The organism is Achromobacter sp. B7, from assembly GCF_003600685.1.
GTDB classification, from domain to species: domain Bacteria; phylum Pseudomonadota; class Gammaproteobacteria; order Burkholderiales; family Burkholderiaceae_B; genus Achromobacter; species Achromobacter spanius_B.
Map to the genome: position 1 here is coordinate 5,462,510 of NZ_CP032084.1, position 17,573 is coordinate 5,480,082.

The window sequence follows — 17,573 nt, forward strand, 5'->3', positions numbered from 1 at the left end:
GGTAAATTGTTGACAATTCAGCGTCCACACAACGCTTTATCCCGATATTCACCCCGCAATTCGGACATATTGTTGACACTATGAGCAAAGTGCTGACGCTGCCAGGCGCGGCGCCCGGGGACGGCGAGACGCTGTCGGATCACATCTTCAAGAAGATCCAGGCGGCCATCGTCAAGGGCGAGATCGCCCCGGGCAGCAAGATTTCCGAACCCGAACTTGCGCGTATCCATGGCGTCAGCCGTGGGCCGCTGCGTGAAGCGCTGCATCGCCTGGAAGGCCAGAAGCTGCTGGTGCGCGTGCCGCATGCGGGCGCGCGGGTGGTCTCCTTGTCGCAGCAGGAATTGTCCGAGCTTTATGAGATTCGTGAATCGCTGGAAGGCACCGCATGCCGGCTGGCCGCCGAGCGCATGCCGCCGTCTGAAATCGCCGAGCTGCGCGAGGTACTGCACGCCCACGAACGCGATGCCGCTTTTCAAGCCGGCGTGGGTTACTACCAGCAGGAAGGCGATTACGATTTCCACTACCGCATCGTCAAGGGCAGCGGCAACCAGATGCTGTTTCGCATGCTGTGCGACGAGCTCTACCAACTGGCGCGCATGTACCGCATCCAGTATTCGACCACGCCGAACCGCCCCCGGCAGGCCTATGCCGAACACCACCGCATTCTTGACGCCATCGCAGACCGCGACGGCGAGCTGGCTGAAATCCTGATGCGCCGCCATATCCGCGCGTCACGTATCAACATCGAACAACAGATCGCGCAAAGCACGCTGACGCGCACGGAGGCATGATGAACCACTCGTACCGCAAGACCCTGCCCGGCACCCGCCTGGATTATTTCGATGCGCGCGCCGCCGTTGAAGCCATTGCGCCCGGCGCCTACGCTGGCCTGCCGTACACGTCGCGCGTGCTGGCCGAAAACCTGGTGCGCCGCTGTGACCCGGCGATGTTGACGGATGGGCTCAAGCAACTGATCGAGCGTCGCCGCGACTTGGACTTTCCGTGGTTTCCCGCGCGTGTGGTGTGCCATGACATCCTGGGCCAGACCGCGCTGGTGGACCTGGCGGGCCTGCGCGACGCCATCGCTGAAAAAGGCGGCGACCCGGCCAAGGTCAACCCGGTGGTGCCGGTGCAGTTGATCGTGGACCATTCGCTGGCGGTGGAATTTGACGGCACCGACCCCGACGCCTTTGCCCGCAACCGCGCGGTGGAAGACCGCCGCAACGAAGACCGCTTCCATTTCATCGACTGGACCAAGCAGGCCTTTCGCAACATCGAAGTGGTGCCGCCGGGCAACGGCATCATGCACCAGATCAACCTGGAACGGATGTCGCCCGTGATCTACACGCAGGACGGCGTGGCGTTCCCGGACACGCTGGTGGGCACCGACAGCCACACGCCGCACGTGGATGCGTTGGGCGTGATCGCCATCGGCGTGGGCGGGCTGGAAGCCGAAAACGTGATGCTGGGCCGCGCCTCGTGGATGCGCCTGCCGGACATCATCGGCGTGGAACTTACCGGCCGCGCGCAGCCGGGCATTACCGCCACCGACGTGGTGCTGACGCTGACCGAGTTCCTGCGCAAAGAAAAAGTGGTGGGCGCATATCTGGAGTTCTTCGGCGAAGGCGCCGCCAGCCTGACCTTGGGCGACCGCGCCACCATTTCGAACATGGCTCCCGAATACGGCGCCACCGCCGCCATGTTCTCGATCGATCAGCAGACCATCGACTACCTGCGCCTGACCGGCCGCGAAGACGAACAGATTGCGCTGGTGGAAACCTACGCCAAGACGGCGGGCCTGTGGTCCGACAGCCTGGCGACCGCCGAATACGAACGCGTGCTGCGCTTTGACCTGTCGACGGTCGTGCGCACGCTGGCCGGCCCGTCCAATCCGCACCGCCGCCTGCCCGTCTCGGACCTGGCCGAACGTGGTATTTCCGGCGTGGTCGAAAACGCACCGGGCTTGATGCCCGACGGCGCCGTCATCATTGCCGCCATCACCAGCTGCACCAACACCAGCAACCCGCGCAACGTGATTGCCGCCGGCCTGTTGGCACGCAATGCGCGCCGCGCCGGCCTTGCCCGCAAGCCGTGGGTGAAGAGCTCGCTGGCGCCCGGCTCCAAGGCGGTGCAGCTGTACCTGGAGGAAGCCGGGCTGTTGCCGGATCTGGAAGCGCTGGGCTTCGGCGTCGTCGCCTTCGCCTGTACCACGTGCAACGGCATGTCGGGCGCGTTGGACCCGGTCATCCAGCAGGAAATCATCGACCGCGATCTGTATTCCACGGCCGTGCTGTCCGGCAACCGCAACTTTGACGGCCGCATCCATCCGTACGCCAAGCAAGCGTTCCTGGCGTCGCCTCCGCTGGTGGTGGCCTATGCGATTGCCGGCACCATCCGCTTTGATATCGAACGCGATGTGCTGGGCGTGGATGGCAACGGCAAGGAGATTCGCCTGAAAGACATCTGGCCCAGCGACGAAGAGATCGACGCCATGGTCAAGACGGCGGTCAAGCCCGAGCAGTTCCGCAAGGTGTACGCGCCGATGTTCGGCATTCAGGAAGACCGTAAAGCGGGCGTCAGCCCCTTGTACGATTGGCGCCCGCAAAGCACCTACATTCGCCGTCCGCCGTACTGGGAAGGCGCGCTGGCCGGCGAGCGCACGCTGCGCGGCATGCTGCCGCTGGCGGTGCTGGGCGACAACATCACCACCGACCACCTGTCGCCGTCCAACGCCATCCTGATGGACAGCGCGGCCGGCGAATACCTGCACAAGATGGGCCTGCCCGAAGAGGACTTCAACTCTTACGCCACCCATCGCGGCGACCACCTGACCGCGCAGCGCGCCACCTTCGCCAATCCCAAGCTCTTTAACGAGATGGTGACCAACGAAGACGGCACGGTGAAGCAGGGATCGCTGGCGCGCGTAGAGCCGGAAGGCCGCGAGATGCGCATGTGGGAAGCCATCGAAACGTACATGCATCGCAAGCAGCCGCTGCTCATCGTGGCGGGTGCCGATTACGGCCAGGGTTCATCGCGCGACTGGGCGGCCAAGGGCGTGCGGCTGGCGGGCGTGGAAGCCATCGTGGCCGAAGGCTTTGAACGCATCCACCGCACCAACCTGATCGGCATGGGCGTCTTGCCGCTGGAATTCAAGCCGGGCGTGAACCGCAAGACCTTGGCGCTGGACGGCACCGAAAGCTATGACGTGATCGGCGAACGCCAACCGCGCGCGGACCTGACGCTGGTGATCCATCGCCGCGATGGCCAGACCGTGCAGGTGCCGGTGACGTGCCGTCTGGACACCGCGGAAGAAGTGTCCATCTACGAAGCCGGCGGCGTGCTGCAACGCTTTGCGCAGGACTTCCTGGAAGCCGAATCCGTTGCGGGCGACACCAAGAAGGCCGGCTAAACCGGGCTGCGCACCGCCGCCCTGACCTCACAGACACCAGGACATCCCCATGGCTCATGCTCCTCAGACCAAAATCACCGCCACCTACATGCGCGGCGGCACCAGCAAAGGCGTGTTCTTCAAGCTTGACGACCTGCCCGAATCCGCGCGCGTGCCCGGCCCGGCGCGCGACGCGTTGCTGCTACGCGTGATCGGCAGCCCCGACCCCTACGGCAAGCAGATCGACGGCATGGGTGCGGCCACCTCCAGCACCAGCAAGACCGTCATCGTCGGCAAAAGCACGCAGCCGGATCACGACGTGGACTACCTGTTCGGCCAGGTCTCCATTGACCAGCCGTTCGTGGACTGGAGCGGCAACTGCGGCAACCTGTCGGCGGCCGTCGGCCCCTTCGCCATCACCAACGGCCTGGTCGACCCGGCGCGCGTGCCGGACAACGGCGTGGCGGTGGTGCGCATCTGGCAGGCCAACATCAAGAAAACCATCATCGCTCACGTGCCCATGACGGACGGCGCGGTGCAGGAAACCGGCGACTTCGAACTGGACGGCGTGACCTTTCCCGCCGCCGAACTGCGCCTGGAATTCATGGACCCGGCCGAAGACGGGGACGGCGGCTCGATGTTCCCCACGGGCAATCTGGTGGACGACCTGGAAGTGCCGGGCGTGGGCACGTTCAAGGCCACGATGATCAATTCCGGCATCCCGACCATCTTCCTGGAAGCGGCTGCGCTGGGCTATACCGGCACGGAATTGCAAGACGACATCAACAGCGACGCCGCTGCCTTGGCGCGCTTTGAAACCATTCGCGCGCACGGCGCGCTGCGCATGGGCCTGATCGAAAAACTGGAAGAAGCCGCCAGCCGCCAGCACACGCCGAAGGTCGCTTTCGTGGCGCCGCCCAAGGCCTACGTGTCATCCAGCGGCAAGCAGATTGGCGCGGGCGATATCGACGTGCTGGTGCGCGCGCTGTCCATGGGCAAGCTGCACCACGCGATGATGGGCACGGCCTCGGTCGCCATCGCCACCGCCGCAGCCGTGCCGGGCACGCTGGTCAACCTGGCCGCCGGCGGCACCGAACGCGACAACGTCAACTTCGGCCACCCCTCCGGCACGCTGCGCGTAGGCGCACAAGCGCAGTTGGTTGACGGCGAATGGAAGGTCACCAAGGCCATCATGAGCCGCAGCGCGCGCGTGCTGATGGAAGGCCGCGTGCACGTGCCGCGAATCGGCTTCTAAGGCGGGGCGGCGCAATCAGGCAGGCGCGGGCTTCGCGCCTGGGCCTGGGTCCAGCACTTTCAACACCGCCGCCCCCGTCGCCAACACCTGCCCGGCGACGCTTAGCTCCCCCCGCATGAACACCAGGCTGGACGTGGCGCGCAGAACGTCTCCGCGCACTTCCAGGAACTGTCCCGCGCGTGCCGCCGCCAGGAAGTGCGTGTCCAGTTGCACCGTGACGCACGCGCGGCGGCCCAAGGCTTGCCAGGCGATGGCGCTTAAGCCGTGGTCCAGCAGCGCGGTCAACAAGCCGCCGTGTACGACGCCTGCCGGGTTCAGGTGGTTCTCGGTGGCCAAGAGTCCGTAGGCCCACGCCTGCCCTTCCTTGCGAACCCACAAGGGGCCGATCAGTCCGGCGAAGCCGGGTAGTGATTTGCGGTGCCAGCCATCGGCGGCAAGGGATTCGGGATTGGCGGGGTGCGACATGGCGTCAGCTCCGTGTGGACAGCAGTTGCGACAGCGTGTGCGCTTCCGCTTGCAATTCCTTGGCCAGCGCGTGCGCGCGGGCGTCGTCCAGTTGTTCGGCCAGGCCCGCGGCCACCAGGGAATGCGTCATGCGCTTGTGGCTGTCGAGCACGGGCACGGCGATGACGACGACGCCGTTGATGTAGTGGTTGCGATCCAGGCTATAGCCCTCGCGCCGCACCGCGTCGATGTCGGCTTTCCACTCCGCATAGGCGGGCGCCTGATCCCAGCGCAACGCCTTGAATCGGCGTTCCAGTTCTTTGTCCGACAGGTCTGAAAACGCGGCCACCAAACGGCCCGTTGCGCTGATCAGCGCGGGGAAGCGGCTGCCCACGTCCACGTGCAGACGGAAGGGCGCGGTCGAGCGCGACAGCGCCAGCACCACCATGTGTTCGCTGCCCGCGACCTCGACGCCGATGGCCGTGACGTTCGCGCTGCTGGACAGCTTGTCCAGCACCGGCTGCACCAACGCCGGGAAGGGGCTGCTTTCGATCACGCTGCGCGCCAGGGTCAACATGCCCACGCCCAGGCTGTAGCGCTTGGTGCCGGTGTCGACCTTCACCAAGCCTTCTTCCACCAGCACACGAAGTATGTGCAGGCAGGTGCTGGTGACCATGCCCAGCTCCTGCGAGATGGCCTTCAAGGTCATGGCCTCGCCGCCACGGCCCAGCAATCGCAAGATGGCGATTGACCGCGTTACCGCCGGCACGGGGCGCACGCGCGGCCCCGCTGCGGCGGTGGATTCCTGGGAACTGGCTTCACTCATCGGGCTCTCCGGTTTTTATTGCGGCAAGCATACCTTGCGCGGGACAAAACGCGTCCCCTAATTGGCGCCGATAATTGTCTATATACAACCGATAAACGTCATTGACAATTTAAAAGCCGGCGCGCATAGTCGCTTCAACGGCTTGCCAGACCCACACAGGTACGACGACATGACGATGCTGACGCAGACCACCTCATACGCCGACGCGCACGCGCTTTGCACTTCCGAGAAGCTTTGGGAGTTGTTCGATGGCAACCGCGACCGCATGAACATTGCGCACGAATGCATCGACCGGCACGCGCACAAGGACCAGCCCGCGATCATCCTGGTGCGTGCAACCGGCGCTGATGAAACCTTCAGCTTCCAACAGATCGCCCAGGCGTCCTCGCGCTTTGCGCACTACCTGGCGGATCAGGGCATCGGCGCCGGCGACCGCGTGGCCGTCATGCTGGAACCGTCGCTGGCGTTCTATGTGGCCATGTTCGGCGCCATGAAGCGCGGCGCGATCGCGGTGCCGCTGTTCACCCTGTTTGGGCCGGACGGCATCCGGCTGCGCGTGCAGGATTGCCAGCCGCGCATGCTGGTCACCAACGCCGACAAGGCGCCGATGGTGCCGGCCGCCGACGACATGCGCGTGGTGATCGCGGACGACGCATTCCTGACATCGCTGGACCGATTCCCCGCGCAATACGACTGCAACACGCAAGCCGATGACCTGGCCATCTTCCAGTACACATCGGGCACCACCCGCGAACTGCCCGACGCCGTGCGCCACACGCATCGCGCGCTGGTCACCTTGATGCTGGCCGCGCTGTACGGCACCGGCGTGCGCCCCGGCGACCGCTACATGTGCCCATCATCCCCGGCGTGGGGGCATGGCCTGTGGCACGGCACGCTGGCGCCCCTGGCGATGGGCGTGACCATCGGCGCCTATGCCGGCAAGTTCAACGCCGAACGCCTGCTGCAAGCCTTGCAGGACCACGCGTTCAACAACATCTCGGCGGCCGCCACGCATTACCGGATGATGCGCAACTCTGGCGCGGCGGGCCAATATCGCTACCAGATAGACAAGGTGTCTTTTACCGGCGAACCCATCGACAGCGAGACCTCTGCCTTTGTCCAGGCAACCTTTGGACGCCCGGTGTGCAGCATGTACGGCACGACGGAAATCGGCGTGTGCCTGGTGAACTACCCGGGCGCGCCAGACTTCACCGTCAAGGCGGGATCGCTGGGCAAGCCCGTGCCCGGCTTGCGCGTCCAGGTGCAGGATGCCAACGGCGCGCCCTGCCCGCCCGGGGTGACGGGCGAACTGAAACTGTGGCGACGCGACGCCTGGGTAGCCACCAAGGACTTGGGCCGCGTCGACGAAGACGGCTATTTCTGGCATGGCGGCCGCGCCGACGACGTCATCATTTCCGCCGGGTGGACGATGAGCGCCGTTGAAATCGAAGACGCCATCCTGAAACACCGCGACGTCACCGAAGCCGCCGCCATCGGCGTGCCCGACGCGCTGCGCGGCCAGGTCGTCAAGGCGTTCGTGGTGTCGGCCCGGCCGGGTGACGACGCCTTCGTGGAAGAAATCCAGAACACCGTGCGCAGCCAATTGGCGCAACACGAATATCCGCGCCAGGTGGTGTTTGTGCCTGAGCTGCCCAAGACGCCAGCCGGGAAGATTCATCGCCGCAAACTGCGCGAACAGGAACTTGCAGCGCCCTCCGCGAACATCAACGCCGCCACCTCCCCTGACACCCCTACCGACGGCTCCACCGACGCCCCCACCAACAAAACACCCGCCGCGCCCGCCGCGCACGTATGACCCATCCCCAGGAGACATCATGCTGACCGAAACCAAACCGCAAGTGCAGCCCCAAGCCCAGGCCCCCACGAAGACCGAACGCAGCTTCCCGAAGATCACCGAGCGCGGCCTGGACGAACTGCGCGCGCGGATCGGCGTGAAGATCGGCGCCACCGCCGAACCGTGGTGCTACGAAGCCACGCGCGACAACATCCGCCACTACGCGCACGGCATCGGCGATGACAACCCGCTGTGGTCGGACCCCGACTACGCCGCCAAGACGCAGCATGGCGGCATCATCGCCTTGCCCAGCTTTTTGTTTTCCACCAGCCGCATCGTGTCGGGCTACGTGGGTGGCCTGCCCGGCGTGCACGCCATGTGGTCAGGGGCCGACTGGACCTGGCACAAGACCGTCAAGCGCAACGACGTGATCTCGACCGAAGCACACCTTAAAGACCTGGTTGAACACCAGACGCGCTTTGCCGGCCGCGCCGTGCAACAGATCTATCACGTGGATTTTTTCAACCAGGACGGCGACAAGGTGGCCGAGGCCGACAGCTGGTGCTTTCGCACCGAACGCGACCACGCCCGCGAACAAGGCAGCAAGTACAAGGAAGTGCGCGCCCGCGAACCGCGCCGCTACAGCCCTGAAGAAATCAAGGAAGCGTACAAGCTGTACGCGCAGGAAGAAGTGCGCGGCGCCACGCCCCGTTACTGGGAAGACGTGAAGGAAGGCGAAGAATTGCCCGTGATGTTCAAGGGCCCCATGACGGTGACCGGCTTCATTGCCTACGCGCAAGGCTGGGGCGGCCTGTACATCCGCGCCAACAAGCTGGCCTGGCAACTGATTGACGCGCACCCGGGCGTGGGCATCACCAACCGCTTCGGCATTCCCGACGTGCCGGAACGCGTGCACTGGGAAGAAGAATTCGCGCTGGAAGTGGGCGCGCCGGGCGCCTACGACTACGGTCCGGAACGCAATTCGTGGTTGACGCATCACCTGACGAACTGGATGGGCGATGACGGTTTCCTCCGCAAGTCCACGTGCAAGATTCGCCGCCACAACCCCGAGGGCGACATGCTGTTCTTCAAGGGCCGCGTCAAGCGCAAGTACGTGGAAGACGGCCGGCACCTGGTGGAAATCGAACAGGAAGCGCGCAACCAGGACGATGAGTTGTCCGTGCTGGGCTCGGGCGTGGTTGAATTGCCCACCCGTGCGTAAGCCGTATCGCGCACATGGCCCTCATGACTGCATGATGCATGGGCGGCGCGGGCGCAGCGCGCGCCCCGCTGCCTGATTTCCGACGGCTGACCGGCCGCCGCTGCTTGCCATGATCGCGCGCGGGTTTGCCGCCCGCGCGTCCGACATGACCAAACCGAGGTCAATGATGTCTGGTTCATCGGAGCATGCTGCACACGCCCCGCCCGCCCGCGCCGCCGGCGCGCTGGAAGGCATTCGGGTCATCGATCTATCCAGGGTGCTGGCCGGGCCGCTCTGCACGCAGATGTTGTCCGACCAGGGCGCTAGCGTCATCAAGGTCGAGCCGCCCGGTGGCGACGAAACCCGAGCACTAGGCCCGCCCGTCAACGCGGACGGCGACGCCGCCTACTTCACCGCGGTCAACCGAGGCAAGCGCGCCATTGGCCTGGACTTGTCCTTGCCCGGCGGTCGCGACGTCCTGCTGCGCCTGCTGCAAGAGGCCGATGTGCTGGTCGAGAATTTCTTGCCCGGCACCATGGCCAAGTGGGGCCTGGATTACGAAACTGATTTGAAGCCGCGCTTTCCCCAGCTGATCTATTGCGCCATTTCAGGCTTTGGCGAAGACGGCCCGCTGGGCGGCATGCCCGGCTACGACGCCATCCTGCAAGCCATGTGCGGCTTGATGAGCGTGAACGGTGACGCGGCCGGCGGCCCGACGCGCATCGGCATCCCCATCGTCGACCACCTGACCGGCTACACCGCGCAGTCGGGCATCTTGCTGGCGCTGTACCACCGCGCACGCACGGGTCAGGGCCAGCGCGTGGACGTGACCTTGTTCGACACCGCGTTAAGCCTGCTGGTGCCGCACGCGGCCAACTGGATGCACACGGGCCAGACGCCCGCGCTGATGGGCAGCGCGCATCCGAATATCGCGCCATACGACCGGTTTGCATGCCGCGACGGCGAGATTTTTCTGGGTGTGGTGAACGACCGCCAGTTCCGCAAATTCTGCGATTACGCCGGGTTGGGCGCCTTGCTGGAGGACGCGCGCTTTGCCACCAACCGCCAGCGGCTGGACCACCGCGACGCCTTGCGCGCCGCCATCGAGCAAGCGCTGGCCCACCGCTCGCGTGCCGATCTCTGCCACGACCTGATGCGGCTGGGCGTGCCGGCCGGCCCCATCAACAGCGTGCCCGAAGCGTTTGAACAGGCGCACGCGGTGCATCGCGGCATGCGCGTGTCGCGCGACGGCTATCAAGGCATTGGACCGGCCACGCGCTTGTCCGAAGCGCCCACGCGCATCGGCCGCCCCCCGCCCGGCTTTGGGCAACACACTGATGAAGTCTTGCGGGAGGCGGGGTATGACGACACGCACATCGCCGGGTTGCGCGCAGACGGCGTCTTGCCGCTCGGGCCCGCGCGCAAGCGATAGCAGGCAGCAACAGCAACGACGGCAGCAGCAGCAGCAGCAGCAGCACCGCGGCAACGGCAGCATCCGCGTCCGCGGCATCACGACCCTATAAAAAAATCCAGGAGACCACCATGAAACCCTTACGCATGATCGCCGCGCTGGCGGCATCCGTTCTGTTCGCACAGCCGGTGTCGGCCGCGGACAGCTATCCCTCAAAGCCGGTGCGCATCATCGTGCCCTACCAGGCGGGACAGGGCACCGACGTGGCCGCCCGGTATCTAGGCGAGTATCTGGCGCGCAGCATGGGCCAGCCGTTCATTGTCGAAAACCGGCCGGGCGCGGGCGGCAACATCGGCGCGTCCGAAGCGGCTCGCGCCGCCCCCGACGGCTACACCTTGCTGATGGGCACCAACGGCACGCACGTGCTGAATCAGTACATCTATGCGTCCACCAATTTCGACCCCGCGAAAGACTTCGCGCCCATCATGCTGGTCAGCTCGTTTCCGATGGTGTTGCTGACCGCGCCCGGCTCGCCCTACAACAGCCTGTCCGACCTGCAAGACGCCGCGAAGTCCAAGGCCGACAGCGTCAATGTCGGCATGCCCAGCACCACGGCGCGGCTGGTGTTCGAATTGCTCAAGCAACAAGGCGTGGCCAGCATCCGGGGCATTCCGTACAAGGGTTCGGCAACCGCCACCACGGACCTGATGGGCGGCCAGGTGCAGCTGGGCATCGACACCGTCAGCGCCGCGCGCTCGTTCATTACCAGCGGCAAGCTGCGCGCGTTGGCCGTCACGTCGTTGAAGGAATCCGCCTTGTTGCCGGGCGTGAAACCGGTGTCGGCGCAAGGCCTGCCCGACTTCCAGGTAATTGCGTGGAACGGCCTGTACGCCCCCAAGGGCACGCCGCCCGCCGTGGTGCAGAAGTTGAACGCGGAACTTGCCAAGGCGTTGGCGCAGCCCGAAGTGCGCCAACGCCTGCTGGAACTTGGCCACGAGCCCGGCGGCGGCACGCCCGCTGAACTGGAAGCCTTTGCGCGTAGCGAACGGCTGAAGTGGCAACCGCTGATCATCCAGGCCGGACTGAAAGCGGAATAGCCTCTCCCCGCATTTGCTTTGCACCCAACGCCCGGGCCTCGCGCCCGGGCGCTTTGCATGGGGCTCACATCCAGGGTTAACCCCAGCAGAATAAATACCTATAACCTCAGAGAATATAACTATCGCTAGCCCACCCGTCAGCCAATGCGCTGGCCCACCCGCTAGAAAAACCCAAACCAGAACAACCCTCCGGGAGACAAACCATGGCGCTGCCCACCCTCAAGCATTTCATCAACGGCCAGTACGCCGAATCCACGGGCTCTGAATACTTCGACCTGATCAGCCCGGTCACCGCCCAGCCTATCGCCCGCTCTCCCAACGCCAACGCCGCCGACGTCGATGCCGCCTACGCCGCCGCCAGCGCGGCCTTCAAGATCTGGGGCCGCAGCACGCCGTCCGCGCGCCAGCAGGCGTTATTGAAATTGGCCGACGCCGTCCAGGCCAACAGCGACCGCCTGGTCGAAGCCCAGAGCCGCAACACCGGTCAGCTCAAGCACCTGATCGCCTCTGAAGAAGTCGCGGTCTGCGTCGACCAGATCCGTTTCTTTGCCGGCGCCGCGCGCTTTCTGGAGGGCAAGGCCACGGGCGAATACATGGAAGGTTTGACGTCCAGCATCCGCCGCGAACCGCTGGGCGTGGTGGGCCAGGTCACCCCCTGGAACTATCCTCTGATGATGGCCGTCTGGAAGATCGCGCCGGCCCTGGCAGCGGGTAACACGGTAGTGCTCAAGCCCAGCGACACCACGCCCGAAAGCACCTTGCTGCTGGCCGAACTGGCCGCGCCGTTCTTCCCCGCCGGCGCGTTCAACGTGGTGCTGGGCAATGCCGCCACGGGCGCCAAGGTGGTGTCGCACAAGACCCCCGCGCTGGTGTCCATCACCGGTTCGGTGCGAGCCGGCCTGCAAGTGGCCGCGTCCGCCGCCGCCAACCTGACCCGCGCACATCTGGAACTAGGCGGCAAGGCGCCGGTCGTCGTCTTTGAAGACACCGACCTGGACCGCGCCGCGCAACACATTGCGCTGACGGGCTTCTTCAATGCGGGGCAGGATTGCACCGCCGCCACCCGCGTCATCGTGGCTGAATCCGTGCACGACGCGTTCGTCACCAAGCTGGTGGCCGCGGCTATCGACACCCGCTTTGGCGACCCCGACGATCAGGAGGCGCTGTACGGTCCGCTGAACAATGCCGCGCAGCTGGAACGCGTGCAGGGCTTCATCACCCGCCTGCCTGCCCACGCCCGCGTTGAAACCGGCGGCCGCCAGGCCGCGCGCGCCGGATACTACTTCGAACCCACCGTCATCACCGGCCTGCAACAGCAGGACGAAGCCATCCAGACCGAAGTCTTCGGCCCCGTCATTACGGTGCAGAAGTTTGCTGGCGAAGAACAGGCCATCGCCATGGCCAACGACGTGGAATACGGCCTGGCCGCCAGCGTCTGGACACGCGATCACGGCCGTGCGCAGCGCCTGTCGCGCGAGCTGGACTTCGGCACGGTATGGATCAACACGCACATTCCGCTGACCGCCGAAGCCCCGCACGGCGGCTTCAAGCGGTCGGGCTATGGCAAGGACTTGTCCGCCTATGGCTTCGAGGAATACACGCGCGTCAAGCACGTGATGAGCGCGCACGACTGACCGGGGAAACATCATGAGCACCCAACACACGCCCACCACCCAAGCCGATGCGCTGCGCGAACGCGTTGCCCGCGCGCACCATGAATTGTTCACGCTGCGCGACACCGGCGCGCTGGAACGCTATTTCTCGCCGCGCTTCATCGAGCATTCCCCCTTGGTCAAAAACGGGCTGGACGGCCTGTTCATGCTGGTCCAGGAACATCCCGACCTGAAGCACGAGGCCCACCGCGTGCTGGTGGACGGCGACCTGGTCGCCATCCACGGCCGCTACACCGGCCTGGGCGAACAGCCGCTGGTCGGCTTTGACATCTATCGCGTGGCCGACAACCGCATCGTCGAACATTGGGACGGCCTGGTGCCCGAAGCGCCGCCCAACGCCAGTGGCCGCACCCAGCTGGACGGCCCGACGCAACCGCGCGCCGACCAGGACGTCGATGAAAACCGAGCGCTGGTGCTGGGCTTTTTCACTCGCGCCCTGATCGAAGGCGACTATCAAGCGTTCATCGACAACTGCAACGGCGAAGCCTTCCACCAGCACAGCCCGGACATTGCCGACGGCACGGCAGCCGTCATCGGCTTTCTGAACCAGCTGCGCGAATCCGGCCAGGGCCTGCAATACAGCCGCATCCATCGCTGCGTGGCCGAAGGCGACTTCGTGCTGACGCATTCCGAGGGCAGCATCGCCGACCAGCGCCACGCCTACTTTGAACTGTGGCGCGTGCAAGACGGCAAGGTCGTCGAACTCTGGGATGCCATCGCGCCCGTGCCCGACGACAGCCAGGCGCTGCATCGCCACGGCATCTTCTAGCGCCGTGGCATGATGCACGTTTTCCATTCGCGCCGGAGCCCCCCATGACCGCCCACGCCATCGTCTATGCACCGATTGGCCAAGGCACGCGCTCGGAGCAGGTCGTCGAACGCCTCAGCAACGCGATCGTCGCCGGCCTGCTGCATCCCGACGAGCAGCTGCCCAACGAGAACGAGTTGTCGCGCCTGATGGGCGTGTCGCCCGTAACCGTGCGCGAGGCCTTGAACACCTTGCGCGCGCGCCAGCTGATCGACACCCGGCGCGGGCGCAATGGGGGCAGCTTCGTGTGCCCCGTGCCGGCGCAGATGATGCACGACCGCCATCCGCTGCGCCTGGCCACGCCGGGCGATCTGGCCGACCTGGGCGAGCTGCATTGCGCCGTGATCGGCCACAGCGCCAAGCTGGCCGCGCAGCGTTCAACGGCTGACGATCACCGGCGCCTGGCGCAAGAGATCGACCAGTTCGAAGCGGCTAAGGCGGCGCAGGCGCGCGCGCAGGCGGACATGCGTTGCCTGCTGCTGCTGGCCACGCACGCGCAGTCGGCGCGGCTGGCCAACCAAGAGCTTGAAATCCAGGCGGAATGGGCGCCGCTGGTTGCCGCGCTGTATCCGCACGGGTCAGTGCACGCCGAGATGGTGGCGGCGTATCGCCGGCTGCAAGCGGCGCTGCAAGCGGGCGACGATCTTGCCGGCAGCGCGCTTGCCCTGGACATGATCAGCACGCAGACGGACCACCTGCTTGAACACAAACTGCGGTTGGACGCCACGGCGCCGCCGCCACAACAGACCTAGGGCCGCTGAACGCCGGCGGCAACCTTGGCTACAGGAGACGGCAGATGAACGAAGACGCGCATATCGACCGGGCCCACGGCATTCTGGACTGCGTCGTGAACGACGCCCGGAACACCGCCGCCGCGCTGGCCGAGGCCGCCGCGCAGATTCTGTCGGGCCAGACCCCGACGCCCGGTAGCGGCCTGCGGCTGTCGGCGGACCATCGCCGCGCGCTGCAAACCCACATCCAGGTGGCGCTGCAACTGAACCCCTGGTGCAACGGCGCGGGCTTCGCCAGCTTTGAAGCGCATGCCGACACCGATGACGGCTACTGGACGCTGGAATGGTGGCAGCAAGAGGGGCGCTCCCTGCAACACGTCCCCCTGGAACGCAATCAGGAAACGCGGCGGCGGCTGGATTTTCGCGCGTTCGCCTGGTTCGACCAGCCCGCGCGCCGCCATCTTCCCGTTATCGAAGGCCCCTACGTGGACTACATCTGCAACGGCGCCTACACCATCACCGCCGCGCACCCCGTGCTGGTCCGCCAGGCGTTCGCCGGCGTAGCCGCCGTGGATGTCCTGGTCTCCACGCTGGACCGCATGCTGCTGCCCGCGTTGCGGCGCATCGGCAAGCCCGCGTTGGTGCTGAACGCGGATTCGCGCGTGGTCATGTCCACCGCCCACCGCATTCGCACCGGCAGCCTGTGGCAGCCGCAACACGGTGACCGCCTTATCGGCGCCCCCGGCGCGCTACGCCTGGCGGTGCTGCCCGCCCCGCCATCACACGCGGCGGGCGGCCACGCCGGCCAGCCCAGCCTGCCCGGACTGGCGCACAGCCCCGGCAGCTGAGGGGTCCGACGCGCCGGCACGACGCCCGCCCGCGCCCACGCCCCTTCCCTTAATTCTTTGCAATCCCTTGGCGCCCCCGCGCGCCGATGACGCCGCCCGCGCTCACGCCCGGCGCGGATGGCGCACATCTTTACAAACCAGGAGACCCCCCATGAAGTGGTATCTGCAAGCCCTCAAACACTACGCCGTCTTCCAAGGCCGCGCACGGCGTCGCGAATATTGGTACTTCGTGCTGTTCCAGCTGATGGCCGTGTTGGCGATCTCGGCGGTGGAACGCGCGCTGGCCATCGCCAACCCTGAAATCCTGTTTGGCTGGTACACGGCGGGCTTTCTGCTGCTGACGCTGCTGCCCGCGCTGGCCGTCACCATCCGCCGCCTGCACGACACCGGCCGCAGCGGCTGGTGGGGCTTGCTGCATGCCGTGCCCGTCATCGGCACGCTGCTGTTGCAGCCCTTCATGCTGCCCGCCGGCGCTCCCGGCCGCAACCGCTTCGGCCCGGCCCCCACGGCCTGAGCCCTTTTCCGATTCCAGGAACATCGACATGACATTGAATCGACGCGAATTCATCCTCAAGACAGCGGCGGCCACAACGACGGCCACCGCCGTCGGCGCACTGGGCTTGTGGCCCGCGACCTCGCACGCCTTGACCACCGCCTACGCCAGTGTGCCGCCCCGCGACACCATGCTGCCGCCCGCCCAATTGCTGCACGATGCCCAGCCGATACCCACCCGGCTGGGCATTGATCCGCGCATCTGGAACTGGCGGCACGACGCCAAACCCACCGACCCCATGCCCGCCAACTACTACGAGGCCTCGCTGTCCGAGTGGCCCGCCTTCGGCCCGCTGCCGGGCGATGTGGACTGCGAAGTGGTCGTCATCGGAGGCGGCCTGCTGGGCGCGTCCACCGCCTTGCACCTGGCCGAAGCCGGCGTCGATGTGGTGCTGATCGAAAAAGACCATATCGGTTCGGGCGCATCGGGCCGTAACGGCGGCCAGATGACACCGGGCCTGGCGCGCTGGGAAGCGGGCACGATGCTGGACAACCTGCCGTTGGACGACGCGCGGCGGCTGTGGCGCTTTGCCTCGGTCGAAGCCATGGAAACGGTGGACGGCCTGCGCGAGCGCTACGGCTTCGATTGCGACCGCAAGCGCGGCCACGTCACGGCGGCGGTGCATGCGGGCCATATGGGCGCGCTGGTTGAAAATGCCGACGCGCGCCGGCGGCTGGGCGACGACGCCGTCAAGATCATCGGCAGGCACGAACTGAAAGAACAGTACGTGAAGTCCGACATCTATTTCGGCGCGGCCATCGACAGCGGCGGCGGCCAGGTGCAGCCCTTGGCGCTGCTGCGAGGTCTGATCCACGCCTTCGTCAAACTGGGCGGCCGCGTCTACGACAACACCGCCGCGCAAGCCATCGACGAATCGCCGGGCAATACGCGCGTGACCACGGCGCAAGGCGCCATCAAGGCACGCCGCGCCGTGGTGCTGGCCGTGCACAGCGCCACCTTCCAGTTCATGCCGGGTAGCTCAACCACCGTGCCGTTCTTCACCTACGTGGCCGTTACCCCGCCGCTGGGCGATACGCTGAACGCGCTGATCCCGTCCGGCCTGCCCATCTACGACACGCAGCTGCAAATCGACTACTACCGGCCGGTGCGCAACAACCGGCTGCTGTTCGGAGGCCAGGGCACCGGTAACTCGTGGTCGCCGCGCGACGTCAACAACTACCTGCTGGATCGCATCAAGACCGTGTTCCCGCAATTGGAAAACCCGGCGCTGGAATATTCCTGGAGCGGCATCAGCGACCTGACGCTGAACGGCGCGACCGACAGCCGCAAGAGCGCGGGCGATGTGCCCGTGTACATGGTGCACGGCTGGAGCGGCCACGGCGTGGCGCAAACGGTGCGCATCGGCCGCGCCATCAGCGATGACGTCACCGGCCGCAACACCGACTACGCCATGCTGACGCGCTTTGACCATGCGGGCATCCCGCTGGGACGCCACTTGTCGCCCGTGGCCATCCCGCTGATCAAGGGTGCGCTGGGTGTGATGGGCATCCTGAACCCGGCCGACATGGTGTCGTTCTAGCCG

At 66.0% G+C, this 17,573-nt stretch carries 15 protein-coding genes; 13 read left to right on the forward strand and 2 right to left on the reverse strand.

Going from position 1 to position 17,573, the window contains the following annotated elements; all coding sequences use genetic code 11:
• Positions 1-80 precede the first annotated feature (80 nt).
• The 3 genes from DVB37_RS24650 to prpF are packed head-to-tail and all read left to right on the forward strand — an operon-like array spanning position 81 to position 4,643.
• The gene (locus tag DVB37_RS24650) at positions 81-791 is read left to right on the forward strand and encodes a GntR family transcriptional regulator (RefSeq protein WP_104141845.1); all 711 of its coding nucleotides are present in this window, start codon (positions 81-83) and stop codon (positions 789-791) included.
• On the forward strand, positions 791-3,409 hold the full coding sequence (acnD, locus tag DVB37_RS24655) for a Fe/S-dependent 2-methylisocitrate dehydratase AcnD (RefSeq protein WP_120157034.1): 2,619 nt from the start codon (positions 791-793) through the stop codon (positions 3,407-3,409). The genes DVB37_RS24650 and acnD overlap by 1 nt, the downstream gene beginning before the upstream one ends.
• 49 nt (positions 3,410-3,458) lie before the next feature.
• Entirely contained in the window at positions 3,459-4,643 is a 1,185-nt protein-coding gene (gene prpF / locus DVB37_RS24660; protein WP_120157035.1) for a 2-methylaconitate cis-trans isomerase PrpF, read from the forward strand.
• Positions 4,644-4,658: 15 nt separating this feature from the next.
• Here prpF and DVB37_RS24665 read toward each other — a convergent pair whose 3' ends face one another.
• Together DVB37_RS24665 and DVB37_RS24670 are read right to left on the reverse strand one after the other, a co-directional pair.
• Positions 4,659-5,108: a PaaI family thioesterase gene (locus tag DVB37_RS24665; protein WP_120157036.1), complete on the reverse strand. Its 450-nt coding sequence runs from the start codon at positions 5,106-5,108 to the stop codon at positions 4,659-4,661.
• A gap of 4 nt (positions 5,109-5,112) precedes the next feature.
• The gene (locus tag DVB37_RS24670; protein WP_104141841.1) at positions 5,113-5,913 is read right to left on the reverse strand and encodes an IclR family transcriptional regulator; all 801 of its coding nucleotides are present in this window, start codon (positions 5,911-5,913) and stop codon (positions 5,113-5,115) included.
• A gap of 169 nt (positions 5,914-6,082) precedes the next feature.
• Here DVB37_RS24670 and DVB37_RS24675 point away from each other — a divergent pair, with 169 nt between their 5' ends.
• From DVB37_RS24675 to DVB37_RS24720, 10 genes are all read left to right on the forward strand, one after another.
• Complete coding sequence (locus tag DVB37_RS24675) at positions 6,083-7,729, forward strand: acyl-CoA synthetase (protein ID WP_240433992.1); 1,647 nt, start codon at positions 6,083-6,085, stop codon at positions 7,727-7,729.
• Between the two features lie 19 nt (positions 7,730-7,748).
• A complete protein-coding gene (locus DVB37_RS24680) occupies positions 7,749-8,930 on the forward strand; it encodes a MaoC family dehydratase N-terminal domain-containing protein (protein ID WP_046806649.1) in 1,182 nt (393 codons plus the stop codon).
• 163 nt (positions 8,931-9,093) lie between these two features.
• Positions 9,094-10,341 (forward strand): CaiB/BaiF CoA-transferase family protein, encoded by a 1,248-nt coding sequence (locus DVB37_RS24685; RefSeq protein WP_120157640.1) that lies wholly within the window; start codon positions 9,094-9,096, stop codon positions 10,339-10,341.
• A gap of 110 nt (positions 10,342-10,451) precedes the next feature.
• Positions 10,452-11,417 carry a tripartite tricarboxylate transporter substrate binding protein gene (locus tag DVB37_RS24690; RefSeq protein WP_120157037.1) on the forward strand — a complete coding sequence of 322 codons (966 nt, stop codon included), beginning with the start codon at positions 10,452-10,454 and terminating at the stop codon, positions 11,415-11,417.
• Positions 11,418-11,620: 203 nt separating this feature from the next.
• The gene (locus DVB37_RS24695; protein WP_120157038.1) at positions 11,621-13,051 is read left to right on the forward strand and encodes a gamma-aminobutyraldehyde dehydrogenase; all 1,431 of its coding nucleotides are present in this window, start codon (positions 11,621-11,623) and stop codon (positions 13,049-13,051) included.
• Positions 13,052-13,064: 13 nt separating this feature from the next.
• Positions 13,065-13,859, forward strand: coding sequence for a nuclear transport factor 2 family protein (locus tag DVB37_RS24700; protein ID WP_046806652.1), 795 nt, complete (start codon positions 13,065-13,067; stop codon positions 13,857-13,859).
• Positions 13,860-13,903: 44 nt separating this feature from the next.
• Positions 13,904-14,650: a FadR/GntR family transcriptional regulator gene (locus DVB37_RS24705; protein ID WP_120157039.1), complete on the forward strand. Its 747-nt coding sequence runs from the start codon at positions 13,904-13,906 to the stop codon at positions 14,648-14,650.
• 44 nt (positions 14,651-14,694) lie between these two features.
• Positions 14,695-15,477 (forward strand): cache domain-containing protein, encoded by a 783-nt coding sequence (locus DVB37_RS24710; protein WP_046806654.1) that lies wholly within the window; start codon positions 14,695-14,697, stop codon positions 15,475-15,477.
• Between the two features lie 151 nt (positions 15,478-15,628).
• Positions 15,629-15,991, forward strand: coding sequence for a DUF805 domain-containing protein (locus DVB37_RS24715; protein ID WP_046806655.1), 363 nt, complete (start codon positions 15,629-15,631; stop codon positions 15,989-15,991).
• Positions 15,992-16,160: 169 nt separating this feature from the next.
• Positions 16,161-17,570: an FAD-dependent oxidoreductase gene (locus DVB37_RS24720; protein WP_205571639.1), complete on the forward strand. Its 1,410-nt coding sequence runs from the start codon at positions 16,161-16,163 to the stop codon at positions 17,568-17,570.
• The last annotated feature ends 3 nt before the right edge of the window (positions 17,571-17,573 follow it).